The organism is Flavobacterium aestuarii, assembly GCF_040049115.1.
GTDB classification, from domain to species: Bacteria; Bacteroidota; Bacteroidia; order Flavobacteriales; family Flavobacteriaceae; genus Flavobacterium; species Flavobacterium aestuarii.
Map to the genome: position 1 here is coordinate 466,665 of NZ_JBDLZZ010000001.1, position 20,157 is coordinate 486,821.

Here is a 20,157-nt window from a genome sequence, read left to right on the forward strand (position 1 = left end):
ACAATATAATGAACGACAAAAAAAATGTTTTTATAATAATTGGAAGTGCCAGCAGCAATTCAGTAAACGAAAAACTGATTGATATTTTTATCAATATGACAAATGAGTATTGGATCTGCACGGTTTTTAAGGAATTGAAATCACTTCCTCATTTTGATCCTGGCCTTTCGGAAAACAAACCTCCAAAAGTAATTATTGATTTTAGAAACAGTATTGAAAAAGCAGATGCCATACTAATCTGCACACCGGAATATATTTTCAGCATTCCAAGCGGGTTGAAAAATGCAATTGAATGGTGTGTAACTACAACTGTTTTCTCAGATAAGCCAACTGGAATTATAACAGCATCTGCAAGTGGCAAAAAAGCGCATGAAGAACTGCAGCTCATTATGAAAACCTTGATGGCTAAATTTACAAGCAAAACCACTTTATTGATACAAGGCGCGAAAGGAAAAATCAACAGCCAAGGACAATTATCTGACAGCAAAACAAAAGATCAATTTCTACAATTTATCAATGCCTTTAAAACATTGACAATGGCTGATTCATAAAAAAATCCACCAAAAACATTTAGTCTTTGATGGATTGTTTTTTTTTCATTGTCCCAAAAAATCACTTCTTAAAATTAGAAAGACCTTCTTTCAGCCATGCTTCATATTCTTCAACACTCACATAACTTATTGTTGGCTGTTTTTCATTCAGATTATTTCCTTGCAAGTCAGTCAAAACATACAATGGCTGTGTATTTGTATTGTATTTCGAAATCATAAAATCTGTCCATTTATCCCCTATAGTTTCTATTTCGGAGCCAGTAGATTTAGATGTAAACTGTTCACTTTTTGGTAATTCCCTTTTATCATCTACATACAAAGAAATCAATACCACTTCATTTTTAAGTAATGGAAGTATACTTTTATCGGACCAGACATTGTTTTCCATCTTTCGGCAGTTTACACACGCATGTCCAGTAAAATCGAGCATTATTGGCTTATTCACAGTTTTGGCATAAGCAAGCCCCTTGTCATAATCATCAAAAACGGCAATTTGATGAGGACCTGATTTTGCTCCTTCAGGCAAAGTAGTATTTACCACATTAGAACCTCCTACTCCAAGCGGACTTTCGCTATATTCCATTGGCGGAGGAAATGCACTTATTAATTTTAGTGGTGCTCCCCAAAGTCCTGGTATCAGATAAATTGTAAAAGACAGAACCAATAAACCTAAATATAACCTTCCAACCGAAATATGTGATAGCGGACTATCGTGAGGCATAGTTATTTTTCCAAATAAATAAAAAGCCAAAACTCCAAAAATAGCAATCCAGATGACTAAAAATACTTCTCTCTCGAGCAAGTGCAACTGCAATACTAAATCTGCATTTGACAAAAATTTAAAAGCCAAAGCCAATTCTAAAAATCCTAAAAACACCTTAACTGTATTTAACCATCCGCCAGATCTAGGCAAAGAATGCAGCCAGCCCGGAAACATAGCAAAAAGCATAAAAGGCAATGCCAGTGCCAGTGAAAACCCAAACATTCCAATTATAGGCGCGATACCTCCTTTGGAAGCAGCATCAACTAAAAGTGTACCTACGATAGGCCCAGTACATGAAAAAGAAACAATAGCCAAAGCTAATGCCATAAACAAAATACCAATTATTCCGCCTCTATCAGCCTGGCTATCTACTTTATTTACCCATGAGTTAGGCAGCATAATCTCGAAAGCACCTAGGAATGAAGTTGCAAAAATAACCAATAAAATAAAAAATATGATATTGAAATAGACATTGGTTGACAAAGCATTCAGCGCATCGGCTCCAAAAATCCAAGTAACAACAAATCCTAACAGTACATAAATCAAAATAATTGAAATTCCATAAATAATAGCTTTTCTGATTCCATTAGCTTTATTTTTGCTCTGCTTTGTAAAAAAACTTACTGTCATTGGGATCATTGGAAACACACAAGGCGTTAACAAAGCGGCAAAGCCCGAGAAAAAAGCAATAAAGAAAATGGACCACAGCCCTCTTTCGGAACCTTTAGGCAAATCTGTTTTTGGCTGTTCTACTGATTTTGCTGTTACAACAGGAACATTTTTTTCAACCTTGACTGGAGTACTATTTACAGTATCAATTTGAGTACCATCCTTTACTGTAACTGCTTCCGGGACTATTTCAACCGCAGTATTAGCTGCTGCGGATACTGCTGCACCTGGTATTTTAAAAGTAAATTTCTTTTCCAGATTAATGCAGACTTCTTTACAGATTTGATAATTCAGCTCAGCCTGAATAGCTGTAACTTTAGGATTTATAATCTTTATTTCTTGCTGAATTTGAGCCTTATCGTGGAAAAAAGTTTCATTTACACCAAAGACATCATTAAAAGCAGTAGAGGTTTTGCTTTCTTTGGCCTTGCCTACCAAATCAAAATTTCCTCTTTGATCCTTGAAAATGATTTCCAGAGGCAATGGACCTCCATCTGGCGTAAATTGCGAATAGATATGCCAATCCTTTTCGATTACAGCATTAAAAGTCAAAATATAATTAGTTTCCGATTTCTTTTCGATTGCTGTTGTCCATTTTGCAGGATCCAGAACCTGAGCATTTACTTTGGTAAAAGCTAAGAAAACACAAAGTATAAAAAGCAGTTTCTTCATTATAATATTAAATTAATTCAATTTTAAGTATGTTTTTTGTTGTGCTGACTGTCCTGAATCGATTGTCGGCGCGTATACCAATCACCCAGACTATTTGATTTCCCGAACACAAAATCCATGTGTTTTCTTTTTCAATCAATGATAGTTTTTCATCTTTAAAAAGCTTACTCACTTTTTTGGACTTGCCACCCATCCCAAAAGGCATAAAGATATCTCCAGTTTTCCACTTTCGAATTACCAAAGGATACTCGAGCTGATCAGCGTCCACAAATATAGCCTTATTTGCATCAATAGAAATGTCAGACACTTTGCATAACCTTAATTTTAAGGGAATATTAACTTCCAGCTGATTTTCGGAAATCAGAAATTGCTCTGGGCTTTCTTCCTGACCAATAGGACTCACTATTAAAAATCCTCTATCTTTTAAGAGCCTATAGCCAAGGGAAAACACCTGCTTCCCCGATTGTCCAGTAACAAGATCATAAATATCATCCCAGGCGGTAAAGCCAAATTCTTTCAGCCATTGGTACAGATAGGATTTATAATTTGGCAGCTGTAATAGCTTGTTCAGGTCGAAATGAATTTGATCATCTGCCTCCCGAGCCACTTGCTGATACACCATTATTGCTGCATCCTCTACCATAGAATGTGATTGCTGCAGATAATTTTCTGTTTTCAGAAATGAAGCCATAAAATTAGGATTCAGCTCTTTCAAAATTGGAATCAGATGATGGCGGATTTTATTCCTTACATATTTATCCGAAGCATTGCTGCTGTCTTCCCGCCACTTAATACCATGCTCTTTGGCATAATCATCAATTTCGCTTCGGTTTAAAAAAAGCAATGGCCTGACAATTTTATCATTCTGAGCTGGAATTCCAGTCAAACCTTCTAAACCTGTTCCTCTGGTTAAATTGATTAAAAAAGTCTCTAAACTGTCATCGGCGTGATGCGCGGTAAGCAAATAATCAAATTCTTCGACCTCCAGCAGTTCATAAAACCAATTATAACGCAACTCCCTGGCGGCTACCTGCGTAGACAACTTATAATCCTTGGCAAAAGCCTTAGTATCAAATTGAGTTACATAAATTGGAATTGCATTGGCATCTGCATAATCCTGAACAAATTTCTGATCGCCAAAACTTTCCGCACCGCGAAGCTGAAAATTACAATGTGCAATTGCAATATTAAACTGCAATTCCTGAAACAAATGCAATAAAACCATACTATCCAAGCCTCCGCTCACGGCAAGCAGCAGTTTTTTTTTATTTAAAAAAGGAAGTTTTTTTTCAATATGATTTTGAAATAAATCTTTCATGTATAGCTCTTGATGGGTTGAATATGATTACAAAATAACCTGCTTTCAAAAATACTGATTATTATTTAAATCAATTAGATCAATATTACTGCAGAACCTGAAGCATTGCTTTTGCTTTAAGCTGACATTCCTCGTATTCTTTTTCTGGAATTGACAGCGAAGTTATGGCGCTTCCAACCGAAAAAGACACATACTGACGCTCTTCGTTGTACAAAATACTGCGAATAACTACATTAAAGTCGAAGTTCCCATTTGGCGAAAAATATCCAACAGCACCACTATATAGCCCACGTTTGGTTTCCTCTAATTCCTCAATGATTTTCATTGCCGCATATTTAGGGGCACCTGTCATGCTGCCCATAGGAAATGTAGTTCTAAGTGCATCTGCTGCCACATATTTTGGATCCATTTTGGAGGTGATTGTCGAAATCATCTGATGCACTTGCAAAAACGAATAAATACCGCAAAGTTCCTTAACCTCAACCGTTGCTTTTTGGGCTGTATGCGACAGATCATTACGGACCAAATCGGTAATCATGATATTTTCGGCTTTTTCTTTTGGATCCTGAGCCAGATTATTTTTAGATATTTCATCTTCAACTGGATCGGCGAAACGTTTTGAGGTTCCTTTTATCGGCTGGGAAATAAGATTTTCTCCATCTTTTTTCAAATACCGTTCTGGTGAAGCCGAAAGTAAAAAATGTTTATTGTTCTTAAAAAAAACAGTAAAAGGCGCTTGCGAAATTTCATTAAGCTTCAGGAATTTTTCCAAAGGATTAATCTTGGTATTTTGGGCAAAAAACTCCATACAGAAATTAGCTTCATATACGTCTCCCTGATGAATGTGTTCTAATAATCTTGAAACTTTATCCAAATAAAGCTGCTTAGAAATTCGCTGCTCAATGGTTATTGCCTTATGATTTTCGGTTCTTGTATTTTGACAATCGGCTATCTGTCTAAAGTCATCTTCAACTTCATCATCACACATATTGAGATATTGAATTTCGAGCTGATTTCCTTTTAAAAGGAATAATTTTTTAGGCTGAAAAAAGAATAAATCAGCAAAACCCAAACCGTCAAAATTTTTAGATTCCAAATGCTCAACATCATTTTTTAAATCATACGCCATATAACCAAAAAGCCAATCCCTGGCAGTCTGCTGGTATTGTTTTAAATCTTCAAAAGCATTATGGAAATCAGTTTTTATTGATGTAAAAGCATCAGCTGCCAATATACAGTCAAAGCTGGAATATTCATCTGAAAATGAATTGCTGTCCAAAAAAGCTATTTCGCGAAATTGCTGTCCCCACCCTACAAGCTGCTGCTTGAAAGCAATCGGGTCTTCAATAAATTTATAAATGGAAGTTCTCAAAAATAATCAGTTTATGGATTTCAAAATTACAATAAAAATAGGGTTTCTCAAGAATTTTACATCTTACTCCATTTTTCAATATTCTGATTAATAAAAAAATCATTGCATATTCAATTTAAAGATATTATTCACAATAAAACCAATTCAAAAATAAATAATAATAAAAAAATTAACTAAATTTGTAGTACATAAGACGAGGATTTAGTTTTCGGCCTCTGAAAACTATCAATGGTAAATGGATGAATAAGGCAATAGCAGCTCGTAGCCTTGAGCAATCACTTAAACATTTAACCAACAAAAAAAATATATATGAAAACTGCTACTTTCTTTATCCGTACTGTAATTGGCATAATATTAATCAGTATGTCATTAGCCTATTTTTTTAACTTAGTTCCAGAACTTGAAAGCACAGAAAACTTCAAAGCTTTCCATGTAGGATTAATATCTTCGGTCTATTTAATGCCTTTGATTAAAACAATCATTTTATTGTGCGGGATTTCATATCTCTTAGGTCAATATGTAGTCTTAAGCAATATCATTATTTTACCGTTAACTACAAATATATTATTCATTGATTTCTTTTTAAACCCCAACGGATTACCTCTTGCCTTATTCATTTTTTTAGGTAATTTATTTTTATTCTACGCCCATTGGAAAAGCTACAAACATCTGTTCGACCGAAAATCAGTTATGCATTTTGACTAATAAATACTCATTAAAAAACCATCATAAAAAAAACCTGCTAAATATGAGAATCGCAGCCATTATCATTCGTTCACTAATTGGATTACTATTATTATTTGCTTCAATAAGCTATTTTTTTCATCTGTTTCCAGAACCTCCTCTGACAGGAGATATGAAAACTTTTAATGACGGACTCAAAGCATCCGGTTACTTAATGCCATTAGTAAAAACGATTGAATTGCTTTGCGGAATAGCTTACATAACGGGGAAATTTAATAAAATTGCAAATATCATCTTGATGCCAATTTCAGTAAATATATTCTTTACGCACATTTGTTTAGCTCCCGATGGTATTCCTGCAGCAGTCTTTTTGCTAGTTGGAAATATTTTCCTGATTTACAGCAGATGGGATAGCTACAAAGGATTATTTACCGCTAACTAAAATCCACAAAAAAACCGATAGAAGTAAAATCCTATCGGTTTTTTATTTTCAAAACTTTACAATTACACGTGCAAAGCTCTATTATCTGTTGCGGCCAAAGCAGCTTCTTTTACCGCTTCTGCAAATGTTGGATGCGCGTGTGACATTCTCGAAATATCTTCGGCTGAAGCTTTGTATTCCATTGCAGTAACCGCTTCAGCAATCAAATCGGCTGTTCTTGCACCAATCATGTGTACACCAAGAACTTCATCCGTTTTTTTATCAGCAAGAATTTTCACAAAACCATCAAGATCGGCACTTGCACGGGCACGTCCTAAGGCTTTGAAAGGAAAACTTCCTGCTTTATATTCTACACCAGACGCTTTCAATTGCTCTTCTGTCTGGCCAACAGCAGCAACTTCTGGCCAAGTATAAACTACACCAGGAATCAGGTTATAATCAATATGTGGTTTTTGACCCGCTAAGATTTCAGCAACCATCGTTCCTTCCTCTTCCGCCTTGTGAGCCAGCATCGCTCCACGAACCACATCACCAATTGCATAAATATTTGGAACCGAAGTCTGCAAATGATCGTTCACTTCTACTTGTCCTCTGTCTGAAATTTTAACTCCAGCTTTATCAGCATTCAATCCATCAGTATATGGACGACGGCCAACAGAAACCAAAGAATAATCTCCTTCCAGAGTAATCACTTCACCTTTTGCATTTTCAGCCTGAACAATTACAGCATCACCTTTACGCTCAACCGATTGTACTTTGTGCGAAGTATAGAATTTCATCCCTTGTTTTTTCAATACCTTAGTCAATTCTTTAGACAAAGCACCGTCCATTCCAGGAATAATTCTGTCCATGAATTCCACAACCGAAACGGCAGCTCCCAACCGTAAATACACCTGACCTAATTCAATCCCAATCACACCACCACCAATGATAACAAGGTGTTTCGGAACTTCTTTAAGTGCCAAAGCTTCAGTCGAAGTGATGATTCTTTCTTTGTCGATTTTGATAAAAGGCAAAGACGATGGTTTAGAACCGGTAGCAATGATGATATTTTTAGCCTCAATAGTTTCAGATGTTCCATCCGCTTTTGCAACAGCAACGTGAGTCGCATCCACAAAAGACCCCAAACCATTAAAAACAGTAATTTTATTTTTCTCCATCAGGAAATTAACTCCTCCCGATGTCTGATCTACAACTGCTTGCTTGCGCGCAATCATTTTTTCCAGATTGATTTTCACATCTCCCGAAACTTCAATTCCGTGATCAGCAAAATGTTTGATTTCAGCATAGTGATGCGAAGACGACAACAAAGCTTTCGATGGAATACAGCCTACATTTAAGCAAGTTCCGCCCAAAGTTGAATATTTCTCTATAATCGCTGTTTTGAAACCCAATTGTGCACAACGGATAGCTGAAACATATCCGCCTGGCCCTGAACCTATAATGACTACGTCAAATGAACTCATAGTGTATGATTTTTATTTTTAGTGTTGCAAAATTAAGGAATAAAGTTTTGTTTAAAGTTTAAATTTCAAGGTTTTTTGTTCGAATTATAACGATTTCTTCAAGGATTCCCCGCAAACCCTTTAAATAACTCAACCAAATTCGATAAACTGGTTCGTTATGATTTTTTGGAACAGCAATTTGTTTTTTCATAGCAGCAGTTGTCCCGCTTTACATTACAATCTTTGCAATAATCTATGAGAAACGATTCTCAAAAAATAAAAAACGCCACAGATAAATATTTTCCGTGGCGTTTTTGTAATTGTCTTTATATTTTTTTTAGAGATAAAGTCTATTTTCTTTCCTCTATTATCTATATTCTTAAAAAAACTAGTCTCTATCTAAATTCAGTTTACTGTTTTTGCGGCTGAAACCAAAATAAATAATCAGCCCAATAATTAACCAGATTCCGAAATAAATCCAGTTCCAAACACTTAATTCTGCCATCATGTACAAACAGCAGATCAAGCCCAAAAGCGGAATCAAGGATAAGTTCTCTTTCCAAGACCAAAATACCAGTCCAACAATAACGATCAGGAAAATCCACATGGGTATTTTATGTTTGAATAAATCAAAACCGCTTTCGTATTTTATAGAATCCGAAATTGGCAAACCAGCAACTACACTAGCATATTTCGCATCATCTTCCTGATATTGGCTCAGCAAATGCTCAGCGTCAAAACCTTTAACATCGGCACCTTTACCTTCAATACTTAACAGATAATCATACACTTTTTGGGTTTCTTCTTTGTTCAAAGACGTAATTATAAATTCCGAATCATTGATTTTTGTTTCATTGGTAATAAAATCCATAGTAGCTTTTTTGTTGTACGTAAAAGCCAAAACAAGAGCAGCGACAATCAATATTGGAAAAATAAATTTTGAATTGATATACGGCGTTTTGAATTTCCCTCTCGGGATATCAGTTCTGTTCTGCAAAGCCAGAACTCCCGCACAAACCAGTACAAAGGCAAATAAAGTTCCTATACTGCACAAATCGGTAACCATAGTCAGGTTCATAAACAATGCAGGCACAGCAACAACAAAACCAACCACCACTGTTGCAAAAGATGGCGTTTTAAACTTTGGATGTACGTTAGAGAATTTTTTTGGCAGCAATCCGTCACGGCTCATGCTCATCCAGATACGCGGCTGTCCCATTTGAAAAACCAATAAAACACTAGCCATAGCTACTACAGCACTTACGGCAATAATTCCCGACATCCATTTTAAATCCAATTGATCAAAGACGAAAGCCAATGGATCGCCCACATTCAATTTATCATAAGTCACCATTCCTGTGAGTACTAATGTAATAGCGATGTAAAGAATAGTACATATAATAATTGCCCACATCATTCCTCTTGGCAAATCACGCTGCGGATTTTTGCACTCTTCGGCAGTGGTCGAAATAGCGTCGAAACCAATATAAGCAAAGAATACCGCCGAAACTCCTTTTAGAACTCCAGACACTCCATTGGGTGCAAACGGATGCCAGTTTGTTGTGTCTACATAAAAAATTCCAACAGCAATTACCAATAATACAATACAAAGTTTAACAACAACCATAATATTGCTGGCATTTCGGGATTCTTTCATTCCCCTATAAATCAAGGCTGTAATTAGTACAATAATTAACAAAGCAGGCAAATCGGCAACAAAGTGAAAAGAACCAATAACAGGCGAAGTAGTCCATGCAGAATAAGAATCTTGCATTCCTGCACTCAGATTTTCAAAAGACTTCCCTCCTTCCATCAAGGCGGTGGCGTCCTTAAAACCATTCGAAGCAGTTAAATAATCCATTTGCACCCATTGTGGCAAATGTATTCCTCCGCTGGAAAGCAGTGTTGTAAAATAATCGCTCCATGAAATAGCAACAGTTATATTCCCCACCGAATATTCCATTATCAGTGCCCAGCCAATAATCCAGGCAATTAATTCTCCAAAAGCTACATACGAATACGTGTAGGCACTCCCCGAAACCGGAACCATTGAAGCGAATTCGGCATAAGCAAAAGCAGCAAAACTACAGGCAATAGCAGTAAACAAGAACAGAAAAATTACAGCTGGCCCTCCGTCAAAACTCGCTTTTCCTATAGTACTGAAAATACCGGCACCAACAATCGCTGCAATACCAAAAGCTGTCAGATCTTTTGTAGTTAAATGTTTCCCTAAAGCTTCATGCCCCTCTAGATTATTTTTTTCGACCTGCTTTAAAATATCCTGAACTGTTTTTTTTCTAAAAAGTCCCTTTAATGCCATGCTATAAATTTTATCGTTAAAACTAATAAGTTGCGGTTTTTATGCCTCTATATTCTCTTTTCTGCAAATAAAAATCAAATATAAAGCAAATTTAATCTTTAAAACCCAGATTCCAATTTTTTACAATATTAGGACATAAAAAGTATATTTCACTTTTAAAACAAAAAATAAGTCAAATACATACTAAAGTATCGCGTTTAAACAAAATAAATTCTGATATGCAAGATTAAAAAGTTAAACACGAAATGACAAAAATTATAAATCTTAATTAATTTTATATTGTTATAAATCTGTTGAATCTCCTCTTTTGATAAAAATAATGACAAAAGCTGATCTATTAGTTATCTATTATCCAAAACAAAAAAATTAAATGACTGAATTATAACAATGTAAACACATGTGTTTTTGTTTTTTTAATTAAATTAGTGTGCTAAATCATAACTTCACCCCTTAAATAAAACCATAATGCATATAAGTACGCTAAATCAGACCGAGGCATGGGTAATTGCTCTGCTGCTCTTTATATTAATGCTTATTTCGACTTTTGCTGGAAAGTTTACAGGAAATTATATTCAGAAAAAAAAGCCATCAGAAAAAAAACTGCCTGAAACGTCGGGACTTATTGCATTGCTTTTTTTCCTGCTGGCCTTTACATTTGGCATGAGTGGCGACCGCTATGATTCCCGAAGAAAAATTGTTATCGAGGAAGCAAATGACATTGGAACCGCCATATTGCGAAGTGATTTATATCCAGATTCGACAAGAGCTTTATTCCGCAAAGATTTTAAAGAATATGTAGAAACCCGAATATCCTATTTTGAAGCAGGCACTGATGTCAAAGGAATTTTAAAGGCAGACAGCCTATCACAGGAAATATCAGCAAAATTATGGAACAGGGCATGCAGATTATCTAAAAACCCAGCCAATTTAGCGGCTACACAGCAGATGATTCCCGCATTGAACGCCATGATTGATGTAACCAGCTCGCGTCTTGCGGGAGAAAAAGCAAAAGTTCCTGAAAGCATCTTGATTATGCTGTTTTTTCTGGCTTTGATCAGTGCTTTTTACAGTGGCTATTCGGAAGGGCGCAAAGGCAAAATTGACTGGCTGGTTCAAATCGGTTTCTGCCTGCTGGTCTCTTTAGTCGTTTTATTTACACTGGATCTGGACAGACCCCGGCGAGGCTTCGTAAATCTGGATGTGCCCAATCAGAACATAATAGATTTGAGGAAGAATTTTGAGTGATTTTTGTATAGGTTCTTGATCTGCAGGAGTTATTCGACATTATTAGCTAAACTATGCGGCATAATTTTCGCTATCACTGCGTTTGATATATCTGAGCCGTTGATACTCAAAATCTACGATAAGCAGAATCCAGAATCCTGTTATGTATCTCAAAGCTTTATAAAGAGTACCTGAGCATATTTATTAAAAGAAAAAACCTAATACCAGAATCATATCCAGTATTAGGTTTAATTCTTATCTAATTTTTAAGATTAGAGAAATTGAAAAGTTAATCTCTACTTTTTCATTTCTTAGGTATAAACTTTATTGGTTTCCAAACATCTCCATTTTGAGTGATAAAATATTCAATATTAAATCTTCTAAATGCTAATTCTTTAAAATTTGAATTCTCACAACTATTAACTTTTATAATAAACAACGAATCTTTAACGACCTCATTTTCGGTCATTTTAAAATCCTTGTCGATACAAAAACCCACTACTGAAAATGTATACTCCTTATCTTCGTTTTTTTTTAGACTTATTTTGATAATACCATTTTTATTTTTAGATAAATAATCAAAACCGATTGAATGATTACATCTCACATAATTTGTTGGTGATTTAATTTCTTTATTATTCAAAATATCATAATCGTCAATTAATAATAAAGTATCTATTTTCCCGTTTTCACTTTTAAAAATAAAATCTCCTTTAATTTTTTTTGTGTTCATCTCTTCTAATGTGATAGGAATAATATTGCACTTTCTTTCTCTTATACATGAAAAGCAAACAAAAACAATCAATATAAAAAAATATTTCTTCATAACTCGCTCATTTCTATTTATGGGTTTCTTTATTCTCATCTAGATAGTCATATGGGTTGGCTTTCTTATGCTCTTCAAGTCTTTTATCATGAAGAGCTTTATCTTTCATTAGCTTATCAATTGACTCCCTTAGTTTTGGTAGCCATTGAGGGACATTTTCATCATCTGGCTCAATATGATTTACATCAACAAAAAAATGAGGTATATCACTTTTAACTTTGTCATCATAAAATATAGTTATATCTACATTTTCTTGCGGGATTGTGTATGGAGAAGCATAATCACTACCTATTTGCTGAATTAAATCTCCCCTCCCGTTAATTGAATACAATGTTACATCTGAATTTTTTAAAGTCATATCTTTTTCTCTTGGAGTGTTTAATGCTACAATCTTTATCTCATTAGGTTGTATATTATGTTTTTTTATCAAAATATTTGCTGCTTCTATGCAACATTACCACCATGACTATGACCTATAAGAGAAATTGGTTCGCCAGGTTTTCTGTTCTTCAAAACATGCTCTACCAATTGTTCTGCCGCTAAGTGTCTTGCTTCGTCATTATTGCTTCCACTCCATCTAAAATCGATATTTTTAGTGTTATTTCCTAAAATGGTTGGTAGTTTTTCAACAATCATATTTCTTTTTTCAAACATAAATATACCAAGCCCACTTATTATTGTACCATGAATAAAAAAAGCTTCACGTCCTTCTAATTCTACAGCATCCATTATTCTGTTCTCACTAAATGCATACGGAGAATTATGAGGATAGTCCTTAAATAAAGGGTCAATAGCAAAAAACCTTCCAATCCTTGGGTCGTGCATCCTAAAAGTATAATTAAGCGAGTTCCCTTCTCCCTTTAATTCGTTGTCCATCTCCTGCCCTTGGAATCCGTAACGATACGTATAACTATCCGCATGACGGTTAGGTACAAGCATCCCAAAGGGGTAATAATCACTATAACTAAGAACGTCTGGGCTAAAAACGCCTGCAGTGGCCGTAGGTATTTTTTTGTCACTTATTACAGAGAATACATTCCCTAAGTAATTGCTTAATTCAAAACGTTTATCACCAATCAAAAATAGAAAATTTGTTTGAACAGCAGGTGTATAAGAAGCTGTATTATTGCTATTGTAAACCTCCAGTTTTTTTTCTTCTAAATCTAGTCGGCTGCTTCCAAAAATATAATGTTCTCTTTGTATTCCAACACACAAAACCTAAAGACTTTTTTTTGGCAGAGCTTAGGTAACCAGATTCAAAACCTATTCATCACTCCCTCCCGCCCCAGATAGAAGCGACAGCCCCGATAATTAAAACACTCTTTTTTACTGCCAGTACAGAGCGACCAAAGGAAGCTCCTGTAATGGCTAGTAAAAAAAGGGGTTTAATGGAGGGCTACAGCGACTAGCTGGATCAGGCGCACTACTAATGATTTTGTAAAACACCTGCAGCAATCCAAATTTTATTAGCAATTAATTTAATAAACTTGGCTAAAAAAACTACTTTTGATTCCTTTATAAAAAAGAATAAATAATGTATATAAAGAAATCCTTATTATACCCCACTATATTTCTGCTGTTTTCTACTATCATTGGATTTGCCCAAAGGAGAGAGATGCATCCTAAAAACGAATTTCGAGCTGTCTGGATTGCAACAGTTGTTAATATTGACTGGCCTAAAAACAGCTGGGATTCAGTAGAGAAACAAAAAACTGACTTTATTCAGATTTTAGATACGTATCAAAAACTCAATTACAATGCAGTTGTGGTACAGATTCGTTCTGTAGGCGATGCTTTATACCCAACGATATTAGCGCCCTGGTCCCGTTACCTGACCGGCAGTGAAGGGAAAGCCCCAAATCCTGATTATGACGTTCTTGAATGGATGATCGAAGAAAGTCACGAGCGTGGATTTGAATTTCATGCCTGGATGAATCCGTACCGCGCTACTATGGATTTAAAAACAGATGTCCTAAGCATCGATCATGACTACAACAAACATCGTGATTGGATGATTGAATATGGTGGCAAATATTATTACAATCCTGCCCTGCCCGAAGTGCAGAAACACTTGACCGCCATTGTTGAAGAAGTAGTTATAAAATATGATATTGATGCTATCCATTTTGATGATTATTTTTATCCGTACAAAATCAAAGGACTTGAGTTTAATGATACCGCATCGTATCAAAAGTATGGCAACGGGCTTTCTCTCGAAGACTGGAGACGTTCGAATGTCACGAATTTTGTCAAAAATATTTCTTTTGGAATCAAAAAACTGAAACCGTGGGTGCAGTTTGGCATCAGCCCGTTTGGGGTTTGGCGCAACAAATCGATTGACCCAAAAGGTTCCGATACGCAATCAGGGCAAACCAATTATGATGATCTATTTGCCGATCCAGTTGACTGGATGAATAACAACTGGATCGATTATATTATTCCGCAATTGTATTGGAGTATTGACCACAAGACAGCTTCGTATGCCAAATTGATGAAATGGTGGTCTGAGAATGTACCTGCCAATACTGCCTTATATATTGGAAACAGTTCCTATAAAATAAGAGCCGATTCTGACAAACACTGGAATAACATGTACGAAATTACGAATCAGATTGACCTCACGCGCAACTATCCAAATGTACAGGGAAATGGTTTTTTTAGTGCCAAATGGTTTATCAATAAAAATCAGGATGTGGTTAAATATCTAAAAGAGAACCAGTACAAATATCCTGCTTTGCCGTTACCTGTTCCTAATTTTAAAAAAACAATATCCGAAAAACTGATTATCAATTCGATTACTAAGGACACGGCAAGTTATTATATTTCATTTCAGAAACCGCAGCAGCTTGCCAAAGTACGCTATATTGTAGTGTATACAGCAAAAAATGCGTCAAAAATAAATATTAATGACCCAAGCCAAATCATCGAAAAGGCAGCCGTTTATGAAGAAAATAATGAATTCAGCATAGAAGTGCCAATATATAAAATGAATGACAAAGCCACTCTTGCCTTTACTTTTGTTGATTATTATGCCAATGAAAGCCCCGAAACTGTGATTGATCTGGAAGTTGAAACACAAACGAAGTAAAGTTTAAATGCTAACTATAAAACATTAAACGATTAAACAATTAAACGATTAAACGATTAAACGATTAAACAATTATCAACACCATAACCTGCCCTGAAAAATGAAAAACAACAAGCCTTGGTATTGGATTCCGTTATTGAATTTTGCTTCAGGATTTCCATATGTGATTATTATTTCCGTTTCGGTTTTAATGTATAAAAATCTAGGGATCAGCAATGAAGACATCGGACTTTATACCAGCTTATTGTATCTGCCTTGGGTTATAAAACCTTTATGGAGTCCATTTATTGATTTGCACGGAACTAAACGAAAATGGTTTCTAGCGATGCAGTTATTTATTTCAATTGCCTTTTTAATTGTAGGTTTTATTATTCCAACCAACCATTTTTTCATGTTGAGCTTAGCTATTTTCTGGGTTGCTGCGTTTGCTTCGGCTTCCAATGATGTAGCGAGCGACGGGTTTTATATGCTGGCTCTGGAAAAAGAGCAGCAATCTTTCTTTTTGGGAATCCGAAGTACTTTTTACAGAGCATCGATGCTCACTGGAAACGGACTGATTATTCTGTTGGCTGGCTATCTGGAAGATCAATTTGGCGATAATAAGCAAGCGTGGTCCTATACAATGATTTTTGTTGGATTAGTAATGTGTTTTTTAACGATTTACAATTATTTTGCTACTCCAAAAACGGAGCAGCCTATTACGGAAGGAAAAGAGGAAGAAAAAAATTTCGCCACTGTTTTTGCCAGTTTTTTCAAGAAAAAACAAATCGGAATAGTCCTTGCTTTCATTCTTTTGTTCCGTTTAGGAGAATCGCAATTACTGAAAATGCTTACTCCTTTTCTAGTTGATAAAACAGTCATTGGAGGCATGGGTTTAAGAACCGAAGATGTCGGTATCATTTATGGCACTTTCGGGCTTATTGCGCTTACTATTGGCGGTATTTTAGGCGGTATTGCAATTTCCAGACATGGGCTGACTAAATGGCTATTGCCTATGATCCTGATTATGCATCTGCCTATTATTGGATTTATACTGCTAGCCCATTTTCAGCCAGAAGAACTCATCTATGTGCATTTGAATTTAAAATATTTTGCAATAGATTCATCCCTTAATGCCTACACCTGTGCGGTAGTAATCATTGAGCAATTCGGGTATGGGTTTGGGTTTTCTGGTTTTATGATGTACTTAATTTATGTGGCTGAGGGAGAATCCAAAACATCTCACTATGCAATTGCAACTGGATTTATGGCATTAGGAATGATGCTCCCTGGCATGTTAAGCGGTTATATCCAGCAATATCTGGGCTATGGCAACTTTTTTATCTGGGTATTATTAGCCACTATTCCAGGTATAATTCTATCGCGATTTTTAGTTTTTCCAAAAGATTATGGAAAGAAAACAGAAGCTTAATCTGCAGACAATGACATTAGAACAAAAAATAGGGCAATTTTTTTTTCCTGCCGTTTTCATTAATGATACTGAGGAAAACATTCAAGAAACAGAACGCTTAATCAGGGATTACAACATTGGCGGATTGACTTTTTTTCACAGCAGAGCCAGTGCTGCTACCAATTATGAGTCTAAGAAAAAAGTAGAATTTAACGATGACAGTTTTCAGCGCTTAAAGGATTTAATAGTACGCTATCAAAAATGTGCTGCTACTCCCCTATTAATGAGCATCGATGCCGAATGGGGCTTAGCAATGCGCGTCGAAAAAACACCTCAGTATCCCTATGCCATTACTCTTGGCGCACTGCCCGAAAGAAAAATCGATCTGGTATATGAAGTAGGCAAACAGATTGGATTGGACTTAAAATCGGCAGGAATTCATTATAATCTAGCACCTTTGGCCGATATCAACAATAATCCTAATAATCCTGTAATTGGCTATCGCTCATTTGGTTCCAATAAAGAAAAAGTTGCACAATATGCCTTAGAATACCTTAGAGGCATGTCGGATGTGGGGATTCTGGGATGCTTGAAACATTTTCCAGGGCATGGAAATACGAGTGTCGATTCACATTTGGGGCTGCCTGTTTTGGAAGAAAATTTAGAGCAGCTGCTCGAAAACGAATTAATTCCTTTCATAAAAGGCATTGAAAATCAAGTCGATTCAATTATGATCGGCCACTTGGCAGTTCCTGCCTTGAATGATGGAAAGGAAACATCTGCTACGTTATCAAAAAACATTATCGAGTCACTTTTGCGGAAGCGTTTAGGCTATGATGGCTTGATAATTTCGGATGCCTTAAATATGCATAGTGTTTCTAAACTCTATCAGAACAAAGGACAATTAGAATGGGAAGCTTTTAATGCTGGCAATGATGTGCTCTGCTTTGCCGAAAACGTAGCCGAAGGCATTCAGGAGATTCTAAAAAATGCCTCATCCGAACGCATTGAAGCCAGTTTAGAACGTATCATGAAATGCAAGCAGAAAGCTGGTCTTTTTGAAGCAGATACAGCTGCTGGCCAGGATTTTGATTTTGAGATCAGTTCCCAATTGAATCGTAAAATTGCAGACTATTGCATTACCGAAATCAAAGACAAAAACAGTTCCATTCTTCTTTTTGATGCAAAAAACAGAGAGCGTCTGGCTAAACTGAGCGTTTATAAAACAATTGAAAATCCATTTTTTCAAAAATTAGGCACTTTTCTGCCCTCTCCGGAATATGATATAGAGAATGCTGACGATTTACTGTATACAAATATAAAAGAAGATCTCAATCCCTTTGATACTATATTGATTTCCTTATTTGTACCCAAAGCAAAACCGCTTAACAACTTTGACTTAGAAGATGGTGTTTTGGAATTTTTAGGCCAGCTGTTTGAAACCAAAAAATGTGTGCTTTATGTTTTTGGCAATCCCTATGCATTGCAGGTGATTCCAAATCTGGAAAAAACCATTGGAATTGTCGAAATGTATCAAGACTTCAAAGAATTTCAAGAGAGTGCCGCCGAACAATTATTAGAAGACAAAAAAGGAAAAGGAAGCCTACCTATTTCAATTTCAGTGATTTAAAAAATACCATAACCCAATATTATTGCTTAATAAATATTTATAATAAAAACTTATTTACTATCACTAAATGTCAGCCTTATATTTGCAACAATAAAAATTTAAATAACTAAAATTAATAAATATGTCATTAGTAGGTAAAAAATTCCCAAGCATTGCAGTAGACGCTATCTCAGAAATGGGTGATAATTTAAAAATCAACATCTTTGAAGAAGCAGTAAACAATAACAAAAAAGTACTTTTGTTCTGGTACCCAAAAGATTTCACTTTTGTATGTCCAACAGAATTACACGCTTTTCAGGCTGCATTGCCAGAATTTGAAAAAAGAAACACAATTGTAATCGGAGCTTCTTGTGATACAAATGAAGTACACTTTGCATGGTTAAATACTCCAAAAAACAATGGCGGAATCGAAGGTGTAACTTATCCAATCTTAGCGGATACAAACCGTAATTTAGCTAACATTTTAGGTATTCTTGATATCGAATCTACAAGCTACAGCGAAGATACTGATTCAGTAATCATTGAAGGTTCAAATGTAACTTACAGAGCTACTTACCTAATCGATGAAACTGGAAAAATCTTCCACGAAAGCGTAAACGATATGCCATTAGGCCGTAACGTAAACGAATATTTAAGAATGGTTGATGCTTACACACACATCCAGACTAAAGGTGAAGTTTGTCCTGCAAACTGGGAAGCTGGTAAAGAAGCGATGAATGCTGACAGAAAAAGTACTGCAGAATATTTAAGCTTAAACTAATCTGCAATAACAATTTCAATGGCAATTTCAATATTCAATCCTGACTTTGCCATTGAAATTCAAAATTCACTTCAAAATTCAAACAATAATTTCAATTTAAATTCAAATATCAATCTTCTAAAAAATTGATTTTTGACATTAAAATTGATATTGAAATTTTAAAATTATGCTAATCGAATTAAACGAAGATACATTAGGAACCGTTGTGGCTCAGAATGAGAAAGTGGTTGTTCAGTTTTCGGCTTCCTGGTGCGGTAACTGCCGAATCATGAAACCAAAATTCAAAAAACTGGCTTCAGAAAACGAAAATATTTCATTTGTTTTGGTTGATGCCGAAAATTTTCCTGAATCCAGAAAACTGGCTAATGTAAGCAACCTGCCTACTTTCGCCACTTTTGTAAACGGAAAACTAGTAAACGAAACCCAGACTAATAAGCAGGAAGTTTTGATCGAATTGGTTAATGAGATAGTTTAACCGTTAAGTCGGTCAATCGTTGATTCGTTTAATGTACTAATAAATCATTTACAAAAGAATAAACGAATTAACGCATAAACGATTAAACAAATAAACAACAAAACATGAAGCTACCCGTTATAAAACACTTAACCCAGTTCATTGAAGAAAACGATCAGGATTATGTTATCGAAACCATCGAAGTACTGGAAGCTATGACTGAAATCCCTTCATTGAAAGACGAGGAATTAGATGTTATAGGAGAATTAATTTCGAACATGTATGGCGCCATTGAAGTTCACAAAATGATACAGCAGGGAACTGACAAAAAAGAAGCCCTTAATGCGTTCATGAAACGGGTTTTAGGGTCTATCGATAAATAAAAAATTATAAGCATTTCAAAAAACACGTTCTTTTACCGAACGTGTTTTTTATTAGTCTTAAAGGAAATGGACATGCTAACTTAGCGAGCACAAAAAGTTAAGAATAAATCTTACTTTTAACTTATGAAACAAGTGCGCAAAATTTATGACAAAGCTTTCAAGGAGA

At 35.4% G+C, this 20,157-nt stretch carries 18 protein-coding genes; 10 read left to right on the forward strand and 8 right to left on the reverse strand.

Going from position 1 to position 20,157, the window contains the following annotated elements; genetic code table 11:
• Window positions 1-8 precede the first annotated feature (8 nt).
• Window positions 9-551 carry an NADPH-dependent FMN reductase gene (locus tag ABEG11_RS01845; RefSeq protein ID WP_348822498.1) on the forward strand — a complete coding sequence of 181 codons (543 nt, stop codon included), beginning with the start codon at window positions 9-11 and terminating at the stop codon, window positions 549-551.
• A 61-nt stretch (window positions 552-612) separates the two neighbouring features.
• Here the strand turns inward: ABEG11_RS01845 and ABEG11_RS01850 are convergent, their stop codons facing one another.
• The 3 genes from ABEG11_RS01850 to ABEG11_RS01860 all read right to left on the reverse strand — a co-directional run bounded on the left by ABEG11_RS01850 (window position 613) and on the right by ABEG11_RS01860 (window position 5,345).
• Window positions 613-2,655, reverse strand: coding sequence for a protein-disulfide reductase DsbD family protein (locus tag ABEG11_RS01850; protein ID WP_348822499.1), 2,043 nt, complete (start codon window positions 2,653-2,655; stop codon window positions 613-615).
• A gap of 7 nt (window positions 2,656-2,662) precedes the next feature.
• A complete protein-coding gene (tilS, locus tag ABEG11_RS01855; protein ID WP_348822500.1) occupies window positions 2,663-3,973 on the reverse strand; it encodes a tRNA lysidine(34) synthetase TilS in 1,311 nt (436 codons plus the stop codon).
• Window positions 3,974-4,058: 85 nt separating this feature from the next.
• Entirely contained in the window at window positions 4,059-5,345 is a 1,287-nt protein-coding gene (locus ABEG11_RS01860; RefSeq protein WP_348822501.1) for an anthranilate synthase component I family protein, read from the reverse strand.
• A 309-nt stretch (window positions 5,346-5,654) separates the two neighbouring features.
• Between ABEG11_RS01860 and ABEG11_RS01865 the strand changes: the two genes are divergently transcribed.
• Window positions 5,655-6,050, forward strand: coding sequence for a DoxX family protein (locus ABEG11_RS01865; RefSeq protein ID WP_348822502.1), 396 nt, complete (start codon window positions 5,655-5,657; stop codon window positions 6,048-6,050).
• 43 nt (window positions 6,051-6,093) lie between these two features.
• Window positions 6,094-6,471, forward strand: coding sequence for a DoxX family membrane protein (locus ABEG11_RS01870; RefSeq protein WP_348822503.1), 378 nt, complete (start codon window positions 6,094-6,096; stop codon window positions 6,469-6,471).
• Window positions 6,472-6,533: 62 nt separating this feature from the next.
• Here ABEG11_RS01870 and lpdA read toward each other — a convergent pair whose 3' ends face one another.
• Together lpdA and ABEG11_RS01880 are read right to left on the reverse strand one after the other, a co-directional pair.
• On the reverse strand, window positions 6,534-7,937 hold the full coding sequence (gene lpdA / locus ABEG11_RS01875; protein ID WP_348822504.1) for a dihydrolipoyl dehydrogenase: 1,404 nt from the start codon (window positions 7,935-7,937) through the stop codon (window positions 6,534-6,536).
• A gap of 367 nt (window positions 7,938-8,304) precedes the next feature.
• A complete protein-coding gene (locus tag ABEG11_RS01880) occupies window positions 8,305-10,236 on the reverse strand; it encodes an amino acid permease (RefSeq protein ID WP_348822505.1) in 1,932 nt (643 codons plus the stop codon).
• Window positions 10,237-10,701: 465 nt separating this feature from the next.
• Between ABEG11_RS01880 and ABEG11_RS01885 the strand changes: the two genes are divergently transcribed.
• On the forward strand, window positions 10,702-11,481 hold the full coding sequence (locus tag ABEG11_RS01885; RefSeq protein WP_348822506.1) for a bestrophin-like domain: 780 nt from the start codon (window positions 10,702-10,704) through the stop codon (window positions 11,479-11,481).
• Window positions 11,482-11,764: 283 nt separating this feature from the next.
• On the opposite strand, the gene ABEG11_RS01890 is transcribed toward ABEG11_RS01885, so the two are convergent.
• Genes ABEG11_RS01890 through ABEG11_RS01900 form a run of 3 tightly spaced genes read right to left on the reverse strand, consistent with a single transcriptional unit; the run spans window position 11,765 to window position 13,501 of the window.
• Window positions 11,765-12,286, reverse strand: coding sequence for a hypothetical protein (locus tag ABEG11_RS01890; protein ID WP_348822507.1), 522 nt, complete (start codon window positions 12,284-12,286; stop codon window positions 11,765-11,767).
• Between the two features lie 13 nt (window positions 12,287-12,299).
• A complete protein-coding gene (locus ABEG11_RS01895) occupies window positions 12,300-12,716 on the reverse strand; it encodes a hypothetical protein (RefSeq protein WP_348822508.1) in 417 nt (138 codons plus the stop codon).
• 14 nt (window positions 12,717-12,730) lie between these two features.
• A complete protein-coding gene (locus ABEG11_RS01900) occupies window positions 12,731-13,501 on the reverse strand; it encodes an RHS repeat-associated core domain-containing protein (protein ID WP_348822509.1) in 771 nt (256 codons plus the stop codon).
• Window positions 13,502-13,820: 319 nt separating this feature from the next.
• Here ABEG11_RS01900 and ABEG11_RS01905 point away from each other — a divergent pair, with 319 nt between their 5' ends.
• The 6 genes from ABEG11_RS01905 (at window position 13,821) to ABEG11_RS01930 (ending at window position 19,991) form a co-directional block, all read left to right on the forward strand.
• Window positions 13,821-15,374 (forward strand): glycoside hydrolase family 10-like protein, encoded by a 1,554-nt coding sequence (locus ABEG11_RS01905; RefSeq protein ID WP_348822510.1) that lies wholly within the window; start codon window positions 13,821-13,823, stop codon window positions 15,372-15,374.
• A gap of 100 nt (window positions 15,375-15,474) precedes the next feature.
• Entirely contained in the window at window positions 15,475-16,785 is a 1,311-nt protein-coding gene (locus ABEG11_RS01910) for an MFS transporter (RefSeq protein WP_348822511.1), read from the forward strand.
• The gene (locus tag ABEG11_RS01915) at window positions 16,763-18,394 is read left to right on the forward strand and encodes a glycoside hydrolase family 3 protein (protein ID WP_348822512.1); all 1,632 of its coding nucleotides are present in this window, start codon (window positions 16,763-16,765) and stop codon (window positions 18,392-18,394) included. The genes ABEG11_RS01910 and ABEG11_RS01915 overlap by 23 nt, the downstream gene beginning before the upstream one ends.
• Before the next feature lie 121 nt (window positions 18,395-18,515).
• Complete coding sequence (locus tag ABEG11_RS01920; protein WP_348822513.1) at window positions 18,516-19,154, forward strand: peroxiredoxin; 639 nt, start codon at window positions 18,516-18,518, stop codon at window positions 19,152-19,154.
• Window positions 19,155-19,320: 166 nt separating this feature from the next.
• Window positions 19,321-19,629 (forward strand): thioredoxin family protein, encoded by a 309-nt coding sequence (locus tag ABEG11_RS01925; RefSeq protein WP_348822514.1) that lies wholly within the window; start codon window positions 19,321-19,323, stop codon window positions 19,627-19,629.
• Between the two features lie 104 nt (window positions 19,630-19,733).
• Complete coding sequence (locus ABEG11_RS01930) at window positions 19,734-19,991, forward strand: DUF6952 family protein (protein WP_348822515.1); 258 nt, start codon at window positions 19,734-19,736, stop codon at window positions 19,989-19,991.
• Window positions 19,992-20,157: the final 166 nt, after the last annotated feature.